Source organism: Rheinheimera faecalis (assembly GCF_021290965.1).
Lineage (GTDB): Bacteria > Pseudomonadota > Gammaproteobacteria > Enterobacterales > Alteromonadaceae > Pararheinheimera > Pararheinheimera faecalis.
On the sequence record NZ_JAJOYT010000002.1, the window covers coordinates 184,858 to 206,396 of the forward strand.

Annotated in this window: 19 protein-coding genes; 9 read left to right on the forward strand and 10 right to left on the reverse strand. The window is 47.5% G+C overall.

The window, feature by feature from the left end; all coding sequences use genetic code 11:
• A complete protein-coding gene (gene gpmM, locus LSG34_RS04485; protein ID WP_233007623.1) occupies window positions 1-1,542 on the reverse strand; it encodes a 2,3-bisphosphoglycerate-independent phosphoglycerate mutase in 1,542 nt (513 codons plus the stop codon).
• Between the two features lie 177 nt (window positions 1,543-1,719).
• On the opposite strand from gpmM, the gene LSG34_RS04490 reads away from it, so the two are divergent.
• Genes LSG34_RS04490 through gpsA form a run of 4 tightly spaced genes read left to right on the forward strand, consistent with a single transcriptional unit; the run spans window position 1,720 to window position 3,951 of the window.
• Complete coding sequence (locus tag LSG34_RS04490; protein ID WP_233007624.1) at window positions 1,720-2,148, forward strand: rhodanese-like domain-containing protein; 429 nt, start codon at window positions 1,720-1,722, stop codon at window positions 2,146-2,148.
• A 19-nt stretch (window positions 2,149-2,167) separates the two neighbouring features.
• A complete protein-coding gene (grxC, locus tag LSG34_RS04495; protein ID WP_233007625.1) occupies window positions 2,168-2,425 on the forward strand; it encodes a glutaredoxin 3 in 258 nt (85 codons plus the stop codon).
• A gap of 52 nt (window positions 2,426-2,477) precedes the next feature.
• Window positions 2,478-2,951: a protein-export chaperone SecB gene (secB, locus tag LSG34_RS04500; RefSeq protein WP_233007626.1), complete on the forward strand. Its 474-nt coding sequence runs from the start codon at window positions 2,478-2,480 to the stop codon at window positions 2,949-2,951.
• 1 nt (window position 2,952) lies between these two features.
• On the forward strand, window positions 2,953-3,951 hold the full coding sequence (gene gpsA / locus LSG34_RS04505; protein WP_233007627.1) for an NAD(P)H-dependent glycerol-3-phosphate dehydrogenase: 999 nt from the start codon (window positions 2,953-2,955) through the stop codon (window positions 3,949-3,951).
• Between the two features lie 225 nt (window positions 3,952-4,176).
• Here the strand turns inward: gpsA and LSG34_RS04510 are convergent, their stop codons facing one another.
• Together LSG34_RS04510 and trmL are read right to left on the reverse strand one after the other, a co-directional pair.
• A complete protein-coding gene (locus LSG34_RS04510) occupies window positions 4,177-8,061 on the reverse strand; it encodes an EAL domain-containing protein (protein ID WP_233007628.1) in 3,885 nt (1,294 codons plus the stop codon).
• A gap of 94 nt (window positions 8,062-8,155) precedes the next feature.
• Entirely contained in the window at window positions 8,156-8,623 is a 468-nt protein-coding gene (trmL, locus tag LSG34_RS04515; protein WP_233007629.1) for a tRNA (uridine(34)/cytosine(34)/5-carboxymethylaminomethyluridine(34)-2'-O)-methyltransferase TrmL, read from the reverse strand.
• Between the two features lie 93 nt (window positions 8,624-8,716).
• Between trmL and LSG34_RS04520 the strand changes: the two genes are divergently transcribed.
• The gene (locus tag LSG34_RS04520; RefSeq protein ID WP_233007630.1) at window positions 8,717-9,634 is read left to right on the forward strand and encodes a cation diffusion facilitator family transporter; all 918 of its coding nucleotides are present in this window, start codon (window positions 8,717-8,719) and stop codon (window positions 9,632-9,634) included.
• Here the strand turns inward: LSG34_RS04520 and LSG34_RS04525 are convergent.
• The 3 genes from LSG34_RS04525 to LSG34_RS04535 are packed head-to-tail and all read right to left on the reverse strand — an operon-like array spanning window position 9,619 to window position 12,690.
• Entirely contained in the window at window positions 9,619-10,623 is a 1,005-nt protein-coding gene (locus LSG34_RS04525) for an alpha/beta fold hydrolase (RefSeq protein WP_233007631.1), read from the reverse strand. The two genes, LSG34_RS04520 and LSG34_RS04525, sit on opposite strands and share 16 nt — an antisense overlap.
• 10 nt (window positions 10,624-10,633) lie before the next feature.
• Window positions 10,634-11,995 carry an ATP-binding protein gene (locus LSG34_RS04530; RefSeq protein ID WP_233007632.1) on the reverse strand — a complete coding sequence of 454 codons (1,362 nt, stop codon included), beginning with the start codon at window positions 11,993-11,995 and terminating at the stop codon, window positions 10,634-10,636.
• Window positions 11,995-12,690 (reverse strand): response regulator transcription factor, encoded by a 696-nt coding sequence (locus tag LSG34_RS04535; RefSeq protein WP_233007633.1) that lies wholly within the window; start codon window positions 12,688-12,690, stop codon window positions 11,995-11,997. Before LSG34_RS04535 ends, LSG34_RS04530 begins: the two co-directional genes overlap by 1 nt.
• A gap of 159 nt (window positions 12,691-12,849) precedes the next feature.
• On the opposite strand from LSG34_RS04535, the gene LSG34_RS04540 reads away from it, so the two are divergent.
• The gene (locus tag LSG34_RS04540) at window positions 12,850-13,305 is read left to right on the forward strand and encodes a Spy/CpxP family protein refolding chaperone (RefSeq protein ID WP_233007634.1); all 456 of its coding nucleotides are present in this window, start codon (window positions 12,850-12,852) and stop codon (window positions 13,303-13,305) included.
• 71 nt (window positions 13,306-13,376) lie between these two features.
• On the opposite strand, the gene LSG34_RS04545 is transcribed toward LSG34_RS04540, so the two are convergent.
• A complete protein-coding gene (locus tag LSG34_RS04545; protein WP_233007635.1) occupies window positions 13,377-15,005 on the reverse strand; it encodes a methyl-accepting chemotaxis protein in 1,629 nt (542 codons plus the stop codon).
• Window positions 15,006-15,256: 251 nt separating this feature from the next.
• Here LSG34_RS04545 and LSG34_RS04550 point away from each other — a divergent pair, with 251 nt between their 5' ends.
• A complete protein-coding gene (locus LSG34_RS04550) occupies window positions 15,257-15,772 on the forward strand; it encodes a hypothetical protein (RefSeq protein WP_233007636.1) in 516 nt (171 codons plus the stop codon).
• Here the strand turns inward: LSG34_RS04550 and LSG34_RS04555 are convergent.
• Window positions 15,769-16,647, reverse strand: coding sequence for a LysR family transcriptional regulator (locus tag LSG34_RS04555; protein WP_233007637.1), 879 nt, complete (start codon window positions 16,645-16,647; stop codon window positions 15,769-15,771). The genes LSG34_RS04550 and LSG34_RS04555 overlap by 4 nt on opposite strands.
• A gap of 98 nt (window positions 16,648-16,745) precedes the next feature.
• Here LSG34_RS04555 and LSG34_RS04560 point away from each other — a divergent pair, with 98 nt between their 5' ends.
• Both LSG34_RS04560 and LSG34_RS04565 read left to right on the forward strand, forming a co-directional pair.
• On the forward strand, window positions 16,746-17,954 hold the full coding sequence (locus tag LSG34_RS04560) for a M24 family metallopeptidase (protein ID WP_269822789.1): 1,209 nt from the start codon (window positions 16,746-16,748) through the stop codon (window positions 17,952-17,954).
• Window positions 17,955-18,242: 288 nt separating this feature from the next.
• Window positions 18,243-18,932 (forward strand): hypothetical protein, encoded by a 690-nt coding sequence (locus LSG34_RS04565; RefSeq protein ID WP_233007639.1) that lies wholly within the window; start codon window positions 18,243-18,245, stop codon window positions 18,930-18,932.
• 93 nt (window positions 18,933-19,025) lie between these two features.
• Here LSG34_RS04565 and glnG read toward each other — a convergent pair whose 3' ends face one another.
• Both glnG and glnL read right to left on the reverse strand, forming a co-directional pair.
• Window positions 19,026-20,435, reverse strand: coding sequence for a nitrogen regulation protein NR(I) (gene glnG, locus LSG34_RS04570; RefSeq protein WP_233007640.1), 1,410 nt, complete (start codon window positions 20,433-20,435; stop codon window positions 19,026-19,028).
• Window positions 20,423-21,508 carry a nitrogen regulation protein NR(II) gene (gene glnL / locus LSG34_RS04575; RefSeq protein WP_233007641.1) on the reverse strand — a complete coding sequence of 362 codons (1,086 nt, stop codon included), beginning with the start codon at window positions 21,506-21,508 and terminating at the stop codon, window positions 20,423-20,425. Before glnL ends, glnG begins: the two co-directional genes overlap by 13 nt.
• Window positions 21,509-21,539 lie beyond the last annotated feature (31 nt).

Consider the following 21,539-nt stretch of genomic DNA (forward strand, 5'->3'; position numbering starts at 1 on the left):
TTAATTTGTCTTCATCAGAATTTTGCCCGTCATTTCAGCAGGGATAGGCATGCCCATCAAGTGCAGCATAGTTGGAGCTATATCACTTAAAATACCACCTGGCGTCACTGCGGCATTGCGGCCAACATAAATCAGGGGCACAGGATCGCTGGTGTGGGCTGTGTGAGCCTGACCAGATTCCGGATCCTGCATTTGCTCAGCATTACCATGGTCGGCTGTAATTAAACATTCACCACCCACCTGCTGCAATGCCTCCACCACACGGCCAATACAGTGATCCACTGCTTCCACTGCTTTAATGGCAGCAGATAAAATACCTGTGTGACCGACCATATCGCCATTTGGATAATTACAGATGATCACATCAAACTCGCCGCTATGAATGGCTCCCACCAATTTGTTGGTCAATTCGGTGGAATTCATTTCTGGCTGCAAATCGTAAGTGGCCACATTAGGCGATGGCACCAGAATGCGTTGTTCACCGTCAAATACGTCTTCACGGCCACCACTGAAAAAGAAGGTGACGTGGGCATATTTTTCAGTTTCTGAAATACGTAACTGAGTTTTCTGGTGTTTGGCCAGCCATTCACCTAAAACGTTGTTCAGACTTTCTGGTGGGTAAGCACAAGGCGCTTTAATATCAGCAGCGTATTCAGTCAACATTACAAAGCTGGCCAGTTGCGGCTGATACTCACGGGCAAAACCTGTGAAATCGGCATCAATAAAAGCGCGGCTGAACTGACGGGCACGGTCTGCACGGAAGTTCATAAAAATCAGGCTGTCGCCTTGCTGCATTTTAATCACATCACCAGCAGCATTTTTAATGGCTGTGGCTTTAACAAATTCATCATTTTCGTCGCGGCTGTAAGCAGCTTTTAATGCATCCACTGCAGTAGTGGCAGTAAACAAAGCCTTGCCCTGAGTTAACAAGTCATAAGCCGCCTGCACACGATCCCAGCGTTTATCGCGGTCCATCGCAAAATAACGGCCAATCACAGAAGCAACCTGGCCTACGCCTATAGTCTTAAAGTGATCTTCTACCCGTTGCAATGAGGCTTCCGCACTGCGTGGTGGGGTATCGCGGCCATCTAAAAAGGCGTGCAGGTAAATTTCAGTAGCACCTTGCTGTTTGGCTAAATCAATCATCGCAATAATATGATCTTCGTGACTATGCACACCACCTGGCGATAACAAGCCCATCAGATGCACGGCTTTGCCATGGCGCACAGCAGCCTGTGTCGCTTCAACCAGCACTGGGTTGGTAAAAAAATCACCATCCTGGATAGCTTTGGTTATGCGGGTAAAATCCTGATACACCACACGGCCTGAGCCTAAATTGACATGACCTACTTCAGAGTTACCCATCTGACCATCTGGCAAACCTACATCCAGACCAGAGCCAGAAATCAGCGTATGAGGATACTCTGCCCATAACTTGTCCATTACCGGGGTATTGGCTTGTAAAATGGCGTTGGACTCACGTTCTTCTCTGTATCCCCATCCATCCAATATCAGTAAGACTAACGGCTTTTTCGGCTGCATACTCATGGCTCCGTATCTTGTTGCTTGATCATCGTTTTGATGGCCTATCTTACCTTGTTTTTCCTGTGAAAACAGTGACGAAATAGTACGGATAGGGCTTCAATGCTGCATTCTTTTATCAAACTAGGTATACTCGGCCGCAAAGTTTTGCTCCTGAAATGAAACAGAATGGTGTTTATGCAGCAATATATTGATTTTTTAAGTAATCATCCGTACCTGACCGCCGCGTGGGTGGCTTTATTTTTAGCCTTAATTGTCAGTTGGATTAAGTCGTTAACCTCTTCGGTAAAACAAATTAGCCCAACTCAGTTGACGCTGATGGTGAACAGAGAAGATGCCACTGTCATCGATATCCGTGCAGAAGCAGACTTTAAAAAGGGTCATATCACGGGTGCCCGTCATCTGACAACAGAACAAATCAATACTCAAGCCGTTGCAGGACTTGAAAACAAAAAAGACGCACCCATCATAGTAGTCTGTCAGGCAGGTATGTCTGCACAAGGCGCAGCCGCTACTTTGAGCAAACAAGGCTTTACCAAGGTCTTTGTTTTACAGGGCGGTATGAATACCTGGACTGGTGCAAACCTTCCTGTGGTTAAAAAGTAAAACGTAAGTCGGAGCCCAGATGGCACAAGTCACTATTTACACTAAGGCCTATTGTCCTTATTGTGTTCGCGCTAAGGCATTATTAGGCCAAAAAGGCGTGCAGTTTGACGAGATTAAAATCGATGAACAGCCAGAGTTGCGCCCAGCCATGATTGAACGTGCCAATGGCCGTACCACAGTGCCGCAAATTTTTATTGGCGATACTCATGTAGGCGGTTGTGACGATCTTTTTGCACTGGAAAATGCCGGTACTTTGAATGCGATGCTCTCTGCCTGATTGCAGTGAGCTTTCCAGCTATCACTAAATATTATTAAAACTAGGATTTATCATGGCCGAACAACAAGCCGCTGAACAATTTGCCATCCAGCGTATTTATGTTAAAGACATTTCTTATGAGTCACCTAACGCGCCAGCAATTTTCCGTAAAGAGTGGCAGCCAGCTATTCAGTTAGACTTAGATACCCGCAGCGAAAAGTTAGACGACAATACTTTTGAAGTAGTGTTATCTCTGACTGTGACTGCTCGTCTTGAAGAAGAAGTGGCGTTTTTATGTGAAGTGCAACAGGCCGGTATTTTCAGTGTGCCAGTGCTGGAAGACGCACAAATGGCGCATATGTTAGCCTCGTTCTGCCCAAACATTCTGTTCCCTTATGCCCGCGAAGCGGTGTCTAATCTGGTGAACCGCGGTACTTTCCCACAACTGAATCTGGCACCTGTGAATTTTGATGCCTTATTTGCTCAATATGTACAAAAACGTCAGGCTGAAGCTCAGGCCCAGCAAGGCGTAGAACTACAGTCTTAAAATGAACGCTGCAATTGCTGTGTTAGGGGCGGGCTCGTATGGGACCGCCCTTGCTATTTCACTGGCACGGAATGGTAATCCAACTCTGTTGTGGGGCCGGAACGCTGATGATATTCGCGTGATGACCGAACAACGAATGAATCAGCGCTATTTGCCGGACATCCGCTTGCCTGATTCTTTGGCTGTGACTGATGATCTGGCCTATGCGGTAGCTTCGTGCCGGGATCTTTTATTGTCTGTGCCCAGTCATGCGTTTGCCGACACGCTAAGACAAATTAAACCTTATTTACAGCCTGCTGCTCGTGTGGCGTGGGCGACCAAAGGTCTGGAACCTGAAACCGGCCGTTTGCTGCAGGATGTGGCCAAAGAAATCCTCGGTGAAGATGTGTCTTTAGCTGTGTTGTCAGGTCCCACTTTTGCCAAAGAACTAGCCAAAGGTTTACCAACAGCTATTTCGTTATCTTCCACAGATCCTGAATTTATTACTACCTTATCCGATTTATTGCATTGCACTAAAACCTTCAGGGTCTATACCAATCCTGATTTTATTGGCGTGCAACTCGGTGGTGCTGTGAAAAACGTCATCGCCATAGGCGCAGGTATGGCCGACGGTATTGGCTTTGGTGCCAACGCCCGTACCGCTTTGATTACCCGTGGTTTAACGGAAATGTGCCGTTTAGGTTGTGCCTTAGGTGCAAAAAAAGAAACCTTTATGGGCATGGCGGGTTTAGGTGATCTGGTTTTAACCTGTACCGACAACCAATCCCGTAACAGACGTTTTGGTTTGTTATTAGGTGAAGGTAAAGGCGTAGACGAAGCCATGACTGCCATAGGTCAGGTGGTGGAAGGTTATCGTAATGCGAAGGAAGTCTTTAATCTGGCGCAACGTGTAGGTGTGGAAATGCCTATTACAGAGCAAATTTACCAGGTGTTGTATCAGGGGAAAGATGCGCGTTTGGCTGCGATGGACTTACTAGGCCGCGAAAAACGCGACGAATAAAAGACCCGTCGTCTTTGAAGCCGCAGCTTTGTTGGCTGCGCTGCTCGCCCCAGTCACATAGGACTACTATGCTCCTGGGGTCTCGTGCACTTGCCGCCGCGCTGCAACTTCAATTACTTAGGGTAAAATCACCGTCGTATTTGGCGCCGCAGCTTTGTTGGCTGTGCTCTCTCGCCCGAATTGAATTGGAATTTGAGACGGGCGGGGCAAGCACAGCCCCTACCTCTAGTTTTCGCTTTTCGGTTCTTTATCCAGCAGTAAAGCGATTTGCTCGGCTTGCACTGGCGGGCTGAATAAGTAACCCTGAACAACCTCGCATCCCATTACATGCAGCAAATAGGCCTGCATTTCAGTTTCGACACCTTCTGCGACTACCGCAATTTTCAGATAACCAGCCAGCCGTATAATGGTGGATGTGATATTACGGTCTTGCTCGGATGTATCCATATCTTTGATAAAAGCCCGATCAATTTTTAAGGTGTCGATAGGGAAGCGTTTCAGGTAACCCAACGACGAATAACCTGTACCAAAATCATCCAGCGCCAGCGTAAAGCCCATAGCCTTCAGTTGATGCATCATTTCAAGGCAGTGATCGGCATCACGCATCATGGCTGTTTCAGTGATTTCCAGCTCCAGTAAACTGGCATCCAGCTGATAATGCTGCAGTTCTTGTTGTAAGAAATCCAGTAAATCAGGTTGTTGCAATTGCTGTACGGACAAATTCACCGCAACCCGACCCCGCATCCTGCCTTGTTGTTGCCATTGCTGAATTTGAGCACAGACCTGGCTGAATACCAGACGGTCCAGCTGAATAATCACGCCATTTTCTTCGGCAATAGGGATAAACATCACAGGAGACACCAAACCCCTGGTTGGGTTATGCCAGCGGCACAAGGCCTCATAACCCACTATGGTATTGCTGCCGACATTGTATTTCGGCTGATACACCACTTTAAATTCGCCCTGACTGATACCGCGCCATAAATCACTTTCCAACGCCAGATATTCAGGCGTGCGTTGCAGCATCTTGTCATTAAAGAACTGCGAATTGTTGCGGCCCATTTGTTTGGCATGATGCAGGGCTGTATCGGCGCTTCGCAATAAGATATCTGAAGAGCGGCCATCGTCCGGGTAGACAGCTATACCAATACTGGCGGTCAGAGTGATTTCCAGATCGCCAAGCGACAGCGGCTGGCGGATTTGCAACAGCAATTGCAGGCTCAGACGGTTTAACAACAAATCAAATTGCTCAACACTAAAATGTGATGGCACCAGAATGGCAAACTCATCCACACCTAATTTCGCCAGAATATAGCCAGACGGCAGCTGTTTTTGCAGGCGTTCCGCGACCATTTTTAGCAGTTGATTACCGCTGTCATGACCTAATGAATCGTTAATTTTGGCGAAGCGATCTAAATCGACCAGTAACACGGCAAAGTGTGGAAAACGGCTGCTGCAGCTGTAAAAGGCTCTGTCGAGATGTTCCAGAAATAAAGCGCGATTGGGCAACTGGGTAAGTGGATCCCTGGTACTGAGCTTACGTAGCTCACGTTCATTCAGTTTACGGTTAGTCACATCGGAGAAGATCGCAAGATAAAGTTTCGGTTCCTGCACGCCTTTACCCGACAATAAAGTGATAGCTAATGACAAAGCAAAACTATCGCCATTGGCTTTTTTACTCCAGACCTCACCACGCCAGAAGCTAAATTGTTGCAACTGCTGCACTATGGTTTTCATCAGTTCAGTCTGGTGGCCTTGTGCGGTAAAGAGCTGTAACGTCTGTCCTTCCATCTGTTTGGCATCAAAGCCAGTGATCTGGCAAAAGGCCTGATTTACTTTTTCGATACGCAGTTGCTCGTCACCTAACCAGACCGCATCCTGAGTATTGTCAAACAGAGAGCTGATCATCAACTGCTGTTCCAGTCGCTGGTGCAACCGGTTTTGATGCACACGGTAGCGCCATAACAACAAAGCAAGCATGACCACGGATAAAAATAACATCAGCCACAACCAACTTTGTTGGATCCACCAGTAGCGATTAAACTGCAGCTGATATTCTCCGGCCTGTTGCCAGTTCATACCATCCTGACTGGCTTCGACCGACAGCAGATACAGACCACTATTGTCCAGTTGCAATTTAAATTGGCGTTGAGGGTAGGTCAGCATCACTGCAGGGGCCTTGTCCAGACTATAACGGAAGTAATTCCACTGTTTGCCTGCAGTCGGATAATGACTGACACGAAACTCAAGTTCAGGACCCCAACTGTCGAGTTGCAGCAGATGTTCCTGTTGTTTCAGATATTGGCCATTTTCGGCAATAAGCTCAAGGCGCAACGGGTTAGCTACGGTTGAGGTTTTGTATTGCGCCTGTGGCAATTGATAGCGGCTGATGGAGCTATTGATCAGCAGTTGGTTACTGGTTTGCCAGGCTTGAAATGGCAGCAATAACTCACCCTGATTTAGTTGCCACTGCAACAGAGAGTTGTCTTTCAGATCCAGCAAACTTAACTGCTGCCTGGACCAAAGCCAGATCTGTTGCTCCTGCTTTAGCATATGTTGTTGTTGCCAGGGCACCTGCCACTTGTTTTGCAGTAACAAGGTTAACTTTGTATTGTTTTGTTCTGTTTCATAGTGATACAGCTGATCCGGTGTCAGCAGCCATAAACCGTTTTGCTCTGGTACTAAGTCCAGAATTTGCCTTACATCGAGGCAAGGGGGCTTGTCACAAGAGCGGATATCATAGGTACGCAGTTGTTGTTCAGCCAACTGATAAGAGTAAAGTCTGTCGCTGCCTGAAAGCCACAATTGCCCTGGTTGATAACGGACTAAAAACCACCTGGCCTGATCGCTCAATAACCTTGTGTTGTCGGAGGCCTGATCCCATTGCCATAAACCCCGAGAAGTCAGATACCAGAATCTGTCATCAGCCACCGCCAAATCCACCACAGGTTCCTGCACCACAGAGACCCAATTTTTGGTCTGATTGCTATAACGCCAGATCTGCTGGCCTATCCAGACAAAATACTGCTGGTGGTGCCAGAATTTTTTTACCTGGTCCAAAGCAAAAGGGAAAGCTAAAGCAGGTTGCTGATCGGGTTTGGGATTAACCGCCACTAATTGCTGCTGCTCCAACTGCCAACTCTGATTTTTATTATCCTGAAGCAGGGGGGGACCGCTGGCCTGCACTGCTAAAACAGATGACTGAGCCAATGCAAGAGCCCCACCTGAATCTGCCAGCCAGATGTTCTGATGACGATCAGCAAACAACTGAACCCAGGGTTGCGCTAACTGCTGAATTTGCCAGTCTTTCGTATCGGGTTGAAATAAATACAACTTTTGTGCCGATAGCAGCCAGACCTGACCCAGCGGGTCGACTTCCAGAGCAGTGGCGTAAAAATTCTCTGGTGTGGTTACCGCCTGAAGCTGTTGTTCTTTTAACTGGTAGAGTGTTTGGTTTTGCACCAACAGCCAGAGTTGTTGATCCGGTCCCAAAGCTAAATCGGTTTGTTGCGGCAAATTCAGTGAGTAATGTTGCCATGTTTGGCTGGCTAAATCGTAGCGGGCTAACTTGGCATCTTTTGACCAGAGCCATAACGACAGACCATCACTGATCCCCTGAGCCCAACCCGCTGCAGTATTATTGCTACGCCATAATAATCTGGCATCGGTTGATTCCGAAGACCACTGCCAGATTTCCTGCTCAGTTAAAATAAGTGGAGCTGCGCCAGCAGTTAAAAATAGTGCTTTAATCGGCTCTTTGCTTTGCCAAATCTGGCGAAACTCTGCGCTTTTTTGATCAAACAACCAAAGTTGATCAACGCTGGCCAGCCACAACTGATGTTGATCTAAAGTCAGCAGCTGGACTAAAGCCTGAGTTTGTAATTCGTCGGGTAAAGTGTAGGACTGATGTTCATGACCATCAAAACGGTGCAGCTGGGTGCTGGTGCTCCACCACAATAAACCTGATTTATCCTGAGTAAAAAGCTCAATGGCTAAATGCTGCGACTGACGTGAGTGCACCATAGGCTGCACTTGCAAATAAGCGTGAAGACCACTACTGCAGCAGACTAACCAAAGCGCCAGACAAAGTTTAAGGCAACGCAGCAGCATCTGAATTCATTCCCCGGACAATCTTTTATTAAAAATACTGATAAATCAGCAAGCTGAGTAACACTATAGCTCTATGCTTTCAGGCTTGGCAAACTCAGGGTCTGGCGCCTGCATAACCCAATTGACGCCAGGATTCATAAACAAATACCGATACTGCATTGGACAAGTTCATTGAACGGCTGTCTGGTGTCATAGGAATACGCAGCCACTGCTCTTTAGGCAAAGTTGTCAGCAAGTCTGCAGGCAAACCGCGGCTTTCCGGGCCAAATACCAGTGCATCACCTAATTGATAGGCCGCATCACTGTGGTGATTGCTGCCTTTGGTGGTGCAGGCGAAAACCCGTGTTGGTTTGACGTCCGCTAAGAAGGCGGCAAAGTTTGCATGGCGTTTCACATCAGCAAATTCGTGGTAATCCAGGCCGGCTCTTTTGATGCGTTTGTCATCCCAGGCAAAACCCAATGGCTCAATTAAATGCAGGCGAAAGCCTGTATTGGCACAAAGGCGGATAATATTGCCTGTATTAGGCGGGATTTCCGGTTCATATAACACTATGTCTAACATGATGATTTCCAAATTCTTAAGCACTGTGAGTGTATCAAAATTGGCGTACAATGCCTATGGATGCTGAGAACTAAACAGGCTGGAGTGAGCACTTTGAGCAAGCAAACTACACAGAACGATTATCAACTTTGGGTCAAACGCTCAGGTTATCTGACGCTGAGTATTGCCTTAACCATCTTGCTGCTGAAATTCAGCGCAGTGCTGGCGACCAACTCCAGTTCAGTGCTGGCTTCTTTTACTGACGCATCCATGGATTTACTGGTCTCGGTATTGAATTTTGCTGTGCTGCGTTATGCTTTGCGTCCCGCTGATGACAACCATGGTTTTGGTCATGGTAAAGCTGAAGCTGTGATGGCCTTGTTGCAAGCCGCCTTTTTAACTGGTGCGGCTTTGCTGTTGCTGACTCAAACTTTCAGCCGTTTTAATCAGGCTGAAGTGGTGCAGCAACTGGAATTTGGTATGTGGATCACTGTGCTTTGTGCGCTGTTGACTCTGACTCTGGTGATGGCACAGCGCTGGATTATTCAGCGCACTGGCTCTTTAGCGGTAAAGGCCGATTTACTGCATTACCGCAGTGATTTGCTGATGAACCTGCTGGTGCTGTTTGCACTGTTTCTGGCCAGCCAAAGCTTCCTCTGGGTGGATAATCTGGTCGCTGTGCTGATTTGTGGTTATTTACTTTATAGTGCCTTTGAGCTTGCCAAAGAAGCATTACAGCATTTACTGGACGAACAATTACCCACCGAGCAACTGGCACGTATAGAGCAGACCTTACTGACACAAACCGAAGTGCTGGCAGTGGAGCAATTAAAAACCCGTCAGGCTGGGCCTTATGTATTTATTCAGCTGCGGCTGGTATTGCAGGATGATTTATCTTTGCTGGCTGCTCATGCCATAGTGGATCAGGCCGAGCAGCAACTGATGGCTCTCTATAAACAAGCCGAAGTTATTATTCATGCTGAACCTTATTCAGAATCCGAGCTGAAACACAACATTCAGAGTCCGAGCTGAAGTACGAAACGGTTGAGTGTGGTGAATAACTGATTACGTAGCGGGTCGCTTTCAAAAATAATCTCATGCAAGGCCCCCTGAATCTTCACCAGTTCACAAGCTTCTCCTTGTTGTAAGTGTTTCTGCTGATAAAGCTGCTGCATTTGGTTATCTACTACAGGATCTTCAGTTGCCTGAACAATCAACTGGGGCAAGACCAAAGCCGGGGCCTGTTGTAATGCCGTGATGGCCTTCAAGGATTGTTGTAGCCAACGGCTGGATACCCCACCCAATTGCAGTTCAGCTTGAGTTTGATACAACTGACGAAATTGCTGATAACGAACGAGGCTATGAGTCAGATGATTGCCGGTAAAGGGCTTATCCAGATAAGGTTTTTGGCCTGGAAAGTATCGGCTTTGTCTGCCGCATAAATTATTTAGTGTTGTAATCAGCCTCACCAGTGATGTGGCGATAATTTTTGGTAAAGGTTTACTTTGAATGCCAAACATAGGGGAGCAATAAACAGCACCGCTAAAAGCATGCTCACTATGTTGCTGTAAATAACGGCACAAAATGGCACTACCCATGGAGTGCGCTAACCCCAAAAGTGGAGCTTGTTGCTTTGGCACTATATGCTGTTCTAGCCAGAGTGCGAAGTCCTGCACGTAATGCTGAAAATCAGCCACATCACCTAAATGCCTATCCGCATTGATCCTGTCCGACAACCCCTGGCCTCTGTGATCAATCAAATGCACCGTAAAACCTGCCTGATACAAATCAAAGCAGAATTCCTGATACTTCTGGCAAGCTTCAATACGGCCTGGAGACAGCACTATTTCAGCTCGTGGCTTTGGATGGCGGAAGCTACTGTAACAAATCCGTGTTTGATCAAAACTGAAAAAAGACTGATGCTGACCTTGTTGCCAGAACTGCTGCAAAGCGGGCAATGCCAGGACCAGTTGCTGTTCAGTAAAACTAGCCGACAGAGGTTTATGTGATGGTGCAGACAATCAACGATCCTTAATGGGGCAGAGGTAACAAAATACGTATTAATAAACCGCCGGTTGCAGGCACAGAAGCATCGATACTGCCCTGATGTTGCCGTATGGCCTGAGCTGCAATTGCGAGCCCTAGCCCAGTACCATTCTGATGTTCACGCACTGCGGATACCCGGTAAAAAGGTGCAAAAATTTGCGATAAACTCTCCTCCGGCACACCAGGCCCCTGATCCTGTATCAGTAGCTCCAGCTGCTGATCGTGTTGCTTAAGCGTACATAAAATCAGGCTTTCTGCCGGACTGTATTTAATAGCGTTTCGCAGCACATTCTCAATAGCACGGCCTAATAAACGTTGGTCTGCATCCAACCAGCATTGTTCAGGCGCGTTCAGGTGCACCTGCTGTTGTTTCGCATCGGCTTCCAGCTGATTCAGTTCAATAATAGCGCTGAGTAATTCAGTTAAGTCCAACTGCTGTTTTTCCAACGGGTATTGGCCTGCATCCAGTCGGCTGAAGGTTAATAATTCATCCAGTAGCTGGTCCAGTAATTTTAACTCCATTTCAATACGCTGCAGTTGTGGATGGTCACCCTGGCGCTGTTGCAATGCCAGGGCCAATTGCGAGCGGGTCAGCGGAGAGCGTAATTCATGCGATACATCCCGCAGTAAGCGCTGCTGATTATGGATCAGATTTTCTATCTGAGCAGCCATGGTATTAAAGCCCCGGCCTAGATCTCCCAGTTCATCTTTACGGGCAGCCAAAGCTGTCACCCTGTTATCCAGCTCCCCTTGGGCAAATTTCAAATGACTGCTGCTGAGTTCGCGCAAAGGGCGGGTGATAGACAATGCCAGAATGAGACTGGCTACGGCCGATACGGCCAGCAGTAAAGTCAGTAATGAGCCTTCCGGCAGCGCATGGAATTGCCACCAGGCTTGTTCAGGTCGTTGTTTTAACTGGAATAAAGCGATATTCTTTCCTGAGATCAGCGTGAGCAAAGGGCCCGCAACAAAAGTGTTTTTATGGACCAGTAAACGCGGTCTGTTCAGCTGCGACAGTTCGGTCAGCCAGTTTGGATCAAAATTAGAGGGCAAAGCATCCGGATTTAATAGCTGATTATTGTCTACATCCACCATCAGCCAGCGGCCTTTGTATTTGCGCTCCAAATCTTTCTGCAAGGTAGCGAGGTTGGCAAAAGGCTGAAAATGCTCTTTCAGGTGCCTGAACTGCTCAGCCACAGGGTGGGGTAAACGCCGTATTTCGGTTTGTTCAGGCCAACCTCTGGCCAGTAAAATAGCGCCAGCCACAGCCACAGACAACACCAGCCAAAACCACAAAAAGATGCGGCCAGCCAGATAGTTCACCGGATTACAGCGGGACCAGTTCATCAATGTTCGCCTTGTAATAACAAATAACCTAAACCTCTTAAGGTTTGAATTTTTTCAGCATCATCATACTGAGCAATCTTTTTGCGGATATTGCTGATATGCATATCCAGACTGCGATCGTAAAGTTGCAGTCTTTTGCCTAAAGCCAGTTGGCTTAAATCTTCTTTACTGACCACATCACCGGCGTGACGCATTAAAAGTTCCAGAATTTGATATTCAGTTGCCGTTAGTACCAGTGGGTTGTCCTGTACATAAATCTGCCGTTTGGCGCTGTCCAAGCGTAAGCTATTCACCTGCAATACGCTGGACTGAGGTTGCTGCTGTTGTTGAATAAGCTCCACCCGGCGCAAAATAGCTTTAATACGCGCGACCAGTTCCCGAGGGCTAAAAGGCTTCGCCAGATAGTCATCGGCGCCTAATTCCAGCCCAACCACCCGGTCTATTTCATCACCGCGTGCCGTCAGCATCAGGACAGGGCAATAACTGTGTTGGCGTAATTGTTTTAATAAGGTCAGGCCGTCCATACCCGGCAACATAATATCCAGCAGGACCAACTGAAACGCATTAGATTTCGCCATTTCCAGCCCTTCAGGCCCCTGATGCACTGCGGTAAACTGATAGCCGTCCAGTTGCAGATATTCTGCTACCAATTGGGTCAGTGCTACATCGTCATCAATCATTAATATAGAAGTCATTCTGGCTCCGAAGCGTTTTTTTGCCAGTGTAAAAGACAGCGCAAACTTGTTGCAGTCCTTTACACAACCTTTACGTTGGCTTTGCGCTGCTTTGCATTCAGTGTCGTAAGCTATCACTGTCGCAATGAAAGCCAAACAAGGCAAATGAGGAAAGACACTATGAAACATTCTACAGTGATTGCATTATTATTCAGTGGTTTATTAGCTACAACCAGCATCAGCAGTTTTGCAGGTCCAGAGCGTGGTCACGAAGGCCACGGTCCGGCAGCGGGATTGCATATGAAAGCCTTAAAAGGGTTAGATTTAACAGATGTACAAAAAGAGCAGATTAAAACCCTGATGGAACAGCATCGCGCCACTATGCCAAAACGTGATGAAGTGAAACCAGAGATGGATCAGTTAAAGGCTCTGGTGCAAGCTGAGACTTTTGATGAAGCTGCAGTACGTGCTTTGTTAGAGTCGAAGCAGAAAGACAGGCTGGATCATGAAGTAGCCCGCGCTAAATTACAGTTTGAGATCAACAAAGTGCTGACGGTTGAACAAAAAGCTAAATTGGCCGAGCGTCAGCAAAAATGGCAGGAAAAAGCCAAGGCAAGAGCCGAAGCTAAGTCTTAATTTGAACTGATAAAAAACGGCGGTCTGTTTTGCAGGCCGCCGTTTTTTTATGACAACTGATCAGGCAATCATTAAATTCTGAATTTCTGCACCATACTAATAAGCTGAGCTGCCATGGTGGATAATTCCCGGCTCGCCATATTGGTTTGATCGGCGCCCGCTGCAGTTTGTAAGGACAAATCGCGGATAGTGACCAGACTGCGGTCCACCTCACGCGCCACATGAGCTTGTTGCTCTGACGCTGTGGCAATCAGCAAATTCCGGTCATTGATATGGCTAATCGAGTTAAATATCTGTTCCAGCGCTTCGCCTGCTTTACTGGTTAATTCCAGAGTGACATCGGCTCTTTGGCTGCTGTTATGCATAGCTTGCACAGCCTGTACTGTACCTTGTTGAATTTGCACCACCATTTGCTCAATTTCCCGGGTAGAGTTTTGAGTTCGGTAAGCCAAAGCTCTGACTTCATCTGCAACTACAGCAAAACCTCGTCCTGCATCACCAGCCCGCGCTGCTTCAATGGCCGCATTTAACGCCAGTAAGTTGGTTTGTTCAGCTACAGCCCGTATTACGTCCAGAACCTGGCCTATATCTTTTGCCTGAGTCGACAACTGCTGAACCAGATGAGTGGATTGTTGCATTTCCTCTGTCATCAGACGGGTTTCGTCTATAGTGCGCTGCATTTCAGCACGACTTTGGATCGCCAGCTTGTTCGATGCCATTGAAGCATCTGAGGTGGAGACTGCGTTTTGTGCTACATCTTCAACAGCTACTGTCATTTCATTGACCGCTGTAGCTGCTTGTTGCAATTCAGCATTTTGTAAGGCCAGACCGGAAGAGCTTTGTGCAGTGACTACGTTTAACTCTTCTGCTGCAGAAGCCAATTGAGCTGCTGTGCCACTGATTTGACTGATGGTTTGTTTTTGGCTTTGTTGTAAATGCTCCAGGCCTGCAAACAGGCGTCCCAGCTCATTAGTGGTATCGACCAAAATACGACGGGTTAAATCACCTGCAGCCATCCACTCAAAATGTTGCCCTGCTAATTGCAAAGGTTGCAGCAGGACTTTTTGTATAAACCACCAACTGCCCAGACATAAAGTCAGAGTGAGCAGTACAAAAAACACAGTCAGGACTGTAGCCGTCTGATATCTGGAACCAGCCAGCGCCATATAACTGCTGTTTGCTTGTTCGGCTTGTTGCATAAAGCCCTGAATTTTTTCCTGGAATACTGCGTTGGCGTCACGGGCTTTTAAATTCGCTGCAATATAGTTTTCTGTTGAGCCATCAGCCAGTGCCTGAATTGACTCATTAACTGCGGCATCGTAAGTGACAAAAAGTTGTTGAAGTTCCTGCACCTGTGCTTTTTGTTTGCCTGCTGTTCCTGCATCAACAAATTGCTGAAAACGTGGGTGTGCTTCCGCCAGGAATTTTTTTGACCGGGTGGCGCTAACTTCTGCTTTGTCTTTCTCTCCTGCTTGCAACTCAACAAAACCCGCCGCCAGAGCGATACGGCTGCGCATCATCATACCGTAGGTATCGCTTAACGGATTCACTTGTAACACGGCCATGTTGTACAGGTCTTGCATCCCCTGGTCACTGCTGCGTGCGCTGGACCATGCGTATAAACTCAGACTGGATAAAGCAAAACTAAAGATGGCAAGTACCAGTACAATGCCTGTTTTAACCGACATATTTTTAAACATTATTTATCCTTGTGAGCACTTTGCGTTATTGAAATTGTTAGGTTGGTGGCTATAAGCGACCGGACAGGCTTGCTTCTTAAGTGTGTTACAGATTTAAGTCATGGGGCTGCGGCTGGCGAGCATACAGCCTTGCTGGGGCTTGCGAGGTAGAACCAGCTAAATACGGGACAGCAGACAACGCTGAAAGGTTTTAACTTTCCTAAAATCAATGACACTGGTACCTTAGCCGTCTTTGCACTTTGGGGTGATCTATGAAAAAAAGCCTGTCTTATCTGAACTGGAGTCCGCTGCGGTTAAAGTGGAGCAGCTTGTTCAGCTTTCTATTAACGGCCGCTGCTGTGGCTGTGTTTGTGTTTTTTCCAAAATATAAAGTACAAAGTGATGGCTCAGATTTATTGCAGGTACCAGCTGTGTTAACCGGGATACACTGTGATGCGGATTTAGGGGGTAAAGGTATTATTTATCTAAAAAGCAGCCTGTCGACCGAATTATTGCCACTGCAGGGCCGTCAGGATTGCGACAATACCCATCTGTTATACGGTTTTCTAAATAGAGAAAATCAGCTGATATTTTTTATTGAAAACAAAGTCGGAGATTTTTTAATCCACGGTGTACGCAGTTCAGCCACCAATAAAAAACTGTTGTGGCCAGAAGACAACATCATCGTAATGAACAAGTGGAACAGCTTGCCACTGGTGCTGGCTTTTGTGTTCTTCGTCTGCGGCGTGATGTTTTGGCGTGCTTATGCTCAGCGCACTGAATTCTAAACAGAAGGTGGCTGCAATTGGGTTGTCAGCCACTGAATAAAATAATCCACAGCCGTACTTTGCATACTGTCGGCTTTGTAATGCACCTGATACTGGCCCCAGGGCAGTTGATAGCTGAATTGGCGCAAAGCCATCAGTTGACCACTGGCTAAAGCTGGTCCCGCAATAAAATCATTCGATAACGCAAAGCCGCTGCCACCACTGACAGCTTTTGTCGCCAGCAAGGCCAGATTGACATAACGCAGCTGCATAGCCGCTGGACTACGTAGCTGTTGGTGTTGACACCACAACTGCCAGTCTTCACCCGTTTCCGAACTGTACAGCGGGTACTGCAGTAACTCAGCTGCATCGCTGGTTGTTAACAACTGAAACTGAGCTGGTGCACAGACCGGATACCAAAACTCAGTGCGCAGCTGCCGGCTGACAAATCCAGCAGGGGCTGGCCAGGTCCCCAGAATAATATCGTACTGCTCCGGGTCGGCGTTGTTTGCCATAGAGGCCATATCCAACAAGGTATCCAGTTGTGGCTGTTGTTGTTTAAACAGCTCCAGTCGTGGTGCCAGCCATTCCACCGCTATAGAGGTTTGTGCCAGAATTTTTAACTGAACTGGTGGTTGGTTTAGTAAATGCTGAGTGACTGAATTTAACCGGACAAAACAGTCCCGCACCACCGAATACAACATATCGCCCGACTGGGTCAGCTCCACACTTTTGTTTTGCCGCAGTAGCAAAGGCTGGCCAATAAAGTCTTCCAGCAGCTTCACCTGATGACTGACCGCACTTTGGGTGACAAATAACTGTTCCGCCGCTTTGCTAAAGCTTTTTAGTCGTGCTGTGGCTTCAAAGGCTTGTAATGCTTTTAGTGGGGGTAGCATGGATGAATCCAATTCATGATGTGTTGAATTTATATCATTTTAATTCATGTGGGCGCAGCTGCATACTCTGGACTATCAACTGAATACCGGAGTACATGATGAGTCAGATAGGCGGTAAAACCAAACAACAGGCGCTGGATAGCTTAAAACCCATGGTTGCAGGCGTAGACGCTATCAGCTCTACTGAGTATCAAGCCCGTATTCACAAAGCACAGCAGCTGATGCGGCAGCAGGGCATAGATGCTTTGTATCTGAATGCCGGTACTAATTTAAGCTATTTCACCGGTACAGTCTGGTATGCCAGTGAGCGTTTGGTTGGAGCTTTGTTGCCAGCAGAAGGAGAGCTTGTCTACATTAGTCCAGTCTTTGAAATCCCGACTCTGGCAGGTTTTCAGGTGATTCAGGGCGAAGTGCTGGGCTGGCACGAGCACGAAAACCCTTACGAGCTGCTGCTGAGCGCGTTAAAACAAAGCTGCTCTAAAACCGATCCAGTGCTGGCGCTGGATGACAGCAGTGCGTTTTTTATCTTCGAAGGTTTACGTCAGGCTAATCCACAGCAGCAGATCGTCAGCGGCAAAGTCATTACTCAAGGCTGCAGGGCACAAAAATCAGCGGCTGAGATTGCCATTATGCAGCGTGCTATGGATATGACATTAGAAGTTCATAAAGCCGTTGCCAGCATCTTGTATGAAGGCATCAGTACCACTGAAGTTGAAGCTTTTATCGATGAAGCCCACCGCAAAGTCGGCGCCAGCGGTTCCTACTTTTGTATCGTATTATTTGGCCCGGATTCAGCCTACCCGCATGGGGTGAAAACACCAAAAAACCTTGAAAAGTGCGATATGGTACTGATTGATACCGGCTGTCGTTTATTGGGTTATGTCTCGGATATTACCCGCAGTTATGTGTTTGGTGAGCCAACAAAACGTCAACGTGACATCTGGTCTGTTGAAAAGGCGGCTCAGGCGGCAGCTTTTGCGGCGGCAAAACCTGGAATGGCTTGTGGTTTGGTGGATGCTGCGGCTCGTGAAGTGCTGGAATCTTATGGTTTAGGGCCGGATTACGCCTTGCCTGGTTTACCGCACAGAACAGGTCATGGTATAGGGATGGATATTCACGAAGGCCCTTATCTGGTGCGCAATGAGCATACACCACTGGCTGTAGGTATGTGTTTCAGTAACGAGCCGATGATCTGTATCCCTGGGGAGTTTGGTGTGCGGCTTGAAGATCATTTTTATATGACGACCTCTGGCCCCCGTTGGTTTACTGAACCTGCGGTCAGCATAGAACAACCTTTCCCACTTTAGGTTTGAGCTTAAGACAAACCAGCCGTTTTCGAACCAGCCGACTTTGCGGCTGGTTTTACCTTTGGTTGTATCCGGTAACTTTTGCCAACTGATCCATTACAAATGGTCACAGGGTTTTTTCCAGTTGTTCTTAGACTATACCCGTCGTACTTGAATCTGCAGCTTTGTTGGCTGCGCCATCTCGCCCCAGTCACATAGGTTGACTATGCTCCTGGGGTCTCACTGGCTTGCCGCCTCTCTGCAACTCCAAGTTACTTGGGTAGAAGCACAACTTGAGGGAGAACTGTGATGAAGCCTTTAGCTTTTCTGGTGGGTTTAAGCCTGTTGTCTTTGTCTGGCTGCAATATGGAGCTATTAGGGCAGGACAAGGCCTATAATTTTGATTTCAACTCAGGTGCTCACGGCTGGGTCGCAGGTTTCTCCGATTATCCTTCCGACAATGCTGCGACTTACCAGTTAGAGTCGGGCATCCGTGCTTTACCAGGCGAGTCAGCTACAAAGGGTTTTTACATTTCAGGCATGAATCGCAGCGATGATCTGTTTATGTATCTGAAGAATCACTTTTCCGGGCTTGAACCTTCAACTAAATATTACGCCAGAGTGCGGCTGACGCTTTTATCCAATGCAGGCACCGACTGTGCCGGAGTGGGAGGCGCGCCGGGGGAGAGTGTTTATCTGAAGTTTGGTTATGCTGACAAAGAGCCAAAACAGGAAGGTTACTACTTAAATCTGGACAAGGGGCAGCAGTCAGAGTCCGGCACTCAAGCCAAAGTGATAGGCAATATTGCAGCCAAAGAAGCGGCTTGTGATGGTTCGAAATTTGCTGAAAAGACGGTACAAACCACCACCAGTGAACGTATTCCTTTGTACAGCGATGGACAGGGGAGGGTTTGGGTTTTTGTTGGCACAGATTCTGGGTATGAAGGTTTAACTTCTTTGTATTACAAAAGCATAGAAATTGCGCTTGAGCCTTTTTGAACCTAAGGACTGATTTCCTGCTGGCCAGATGTATCGATGTGGCATCTGGCCGGTTTTTTTATATTCAGTTGAACAAGGGATGAAAACTCATCCCTATTCCATATTCAACTCTTTCAGCTTACGGGTCAGCGTATTACGACCCCAGCCCAGACGTTTGGCTGCATCCTGTTTGTGGCCATGAGTGTAATGCAGTGCCTGTTGCAGCACTATTTTTTCAAATTGTGGTCCTGCTTCAGCCAGTATGTTTTCTTCGCCTGCATTCAGTTTCTGACTGACCCAGGCTGCTAAAGCGTCCTGCCAGCTTTGCTGTCCGCCGGGAACAGAATTCACTACTACTTTAGGTGCACTGGTTAATTCAGGCGGCAAGTCAGACAAGAGCACTTGTTTGCCACTGGCCATGACTGTCAGCCAGCGACAGCTGTTTTCCAGTTGACGCACATTACCGGGCCAATCGAGCTGAGCAATAAATTTCTCGGTTTCAGGTGCCAAATTTTTTGCCTCAACATTCAACTCACGGGCTGCCTGTTGCAGGAAATGCTGCGCTAGTTTTGGAATATCCTGTTTGCGATCTTTCAGCGCAGGAATTTGAATACGGATCACGTTCAGGCGGTGGAATAAATCCTCACGGAATTTGCCTTCGGCTACCAAAATCTCCAGGTTCTGGTGAGTCGCGGCAATAATACGCACATCCACACTGATGCCCTGATGACCACCAACCCGATAAAACTGGCCATCCGCCAAAACCCTTAATAAACGGGTTTGCACATCCAGCGGCATGTCACCAATTTCATCAAGAAACAAAGTGCCGCCATCGGCTTGTTCAAAGCGGCCTTTACGTAAATTGGCTGCGCCGGTAAAAGCGCCTTTTTCATGACCAAATAGCTCGGATTCAATTAAATCTTTTGGAATGGCGGCCATATTCAGTGCGATAAAAGGCTGTTCTGAGCGTGGGCTGTGTTTATGCAGCGCATGAGCCACTAACTCTTTACCTGTACCGGATTGACCGTTGATCAGCACACTGATACTGGAGCGCGACAAGCGACCTATGGCACGAAATACTTCCTGCATAGCAGGGGCTTCGCCGATAATTTCCGGTACTTCTGTCTGCGCCACCGCCTGTTGTTTGGGTTGTTTGGCCTGACTATGAGCTAAGGCTCGTTGAATAAGCGACACAGCTTCATTGATATCAAAAGGTTTTGGCAGGTATTCAAAAGCGCCTTTTTTAAAAGCGTTGACTGCGCTATCCAGATCCGAATGTGCCGTCATAATAATCACTGGCAGCTCGGGCGACAGTTCCTGCAACTTGGTCAGCAACGCCATGCCATCTGTGCCTGGCATCCGGATATCGGATACCACTACTGTTGGCTGCTCATACTGCAATCGTTGTAACATTAAATCGGCCGAAGCATAACTTTCGCAGGCAATATCAGCCCGTGCTAAAGCTTTTTCCAACACCCAGCGGATCGAATTGTCATCATCAATAATCCAGACTACTTGCTGCATTCTTCTTCTCCAGAGTTATTGAGCGGTAAATATAAAGTAAAAGCGGTTTGCCCTGGCCAGCTTTCGCAGTCAATCCAGCCACCGTGTTGGTGAATTAAGGTTTGAGCTATCGACAACCCCAGGCCTGTGCCGCCGGGTTTGCCTGTGACCATAGGGAAAAATAAGGTGTCTTTAATTTCAGCTGGAATACCTGGTCCGTTATCTATCACTTTGACGGCTGCGACTAAGCGGTGACGACGACCATGAATGGTATGCTGATTTAAAATCCGGGTTTGTAAGGTGATTTGGCCACCTTCAGTCAGCACCTGCTGAGCATTGCCAACTATGTTCAGTAAGGCTTGCTCTATCAATTCAGCATCAAATGAAAAGTCCGGAATACTGGGGTCGTAATCTCTGACAAACTGCACATGAGTGGGGTTGTCCATTTGAGCCAGTTGGCTGACTCTTTCCAGCACCTGATGCACGTTAGACGATTTTTTGTTCGGCGCTTTATAAGGCCCCAGCAAACGATCCACCAGATTCCGTAGCCGGTCTGCCTGCGCAATAATCAGCTGAGTGTATTCTTTTTGATCCTCATTCAGCGATTCTTCCAGCAACTGAGCTGCACCACGTAACCCCCCTAAAGGGTTTTTAATTTCATGTGCTAAACCACGGATCAACTCCCGTGCTGCTAGATGCTGGTGCTGTTGCAAGCTTTCAAGACTGATTTTACGTTGCTGATCGACCTGCCGTAGTTCCAGCATCAATGCTAAGTTAGGTTGTTCAATAAGATTGACAGTGACATCCAGCAGAATATGCCGGCCATCCAGCAACACGGCCTGCACGTCACTGATACCAAAACCTTGCCGGTTTTGCAGTGCGGTTAAAAAGAAGCTGGAGGTTAAATCTGTGTACTGAAACAAGGTGAAAAAATACTGCTGTGCCAGGCGTTTTTCACCCACACCAAACATCGCCGAACTGGCGGTATTAAAATACTGCACCAGTAGTTGGCTATCCAGCACCAATATGGCGGTGCTAAGTTGATCGGTAAAGTCGGTGGTGGAAAAATCCATCGTCTTTTTTTGTTGGGTCACTGCGTTCACCTATTGCACCAAAATGGTGCTC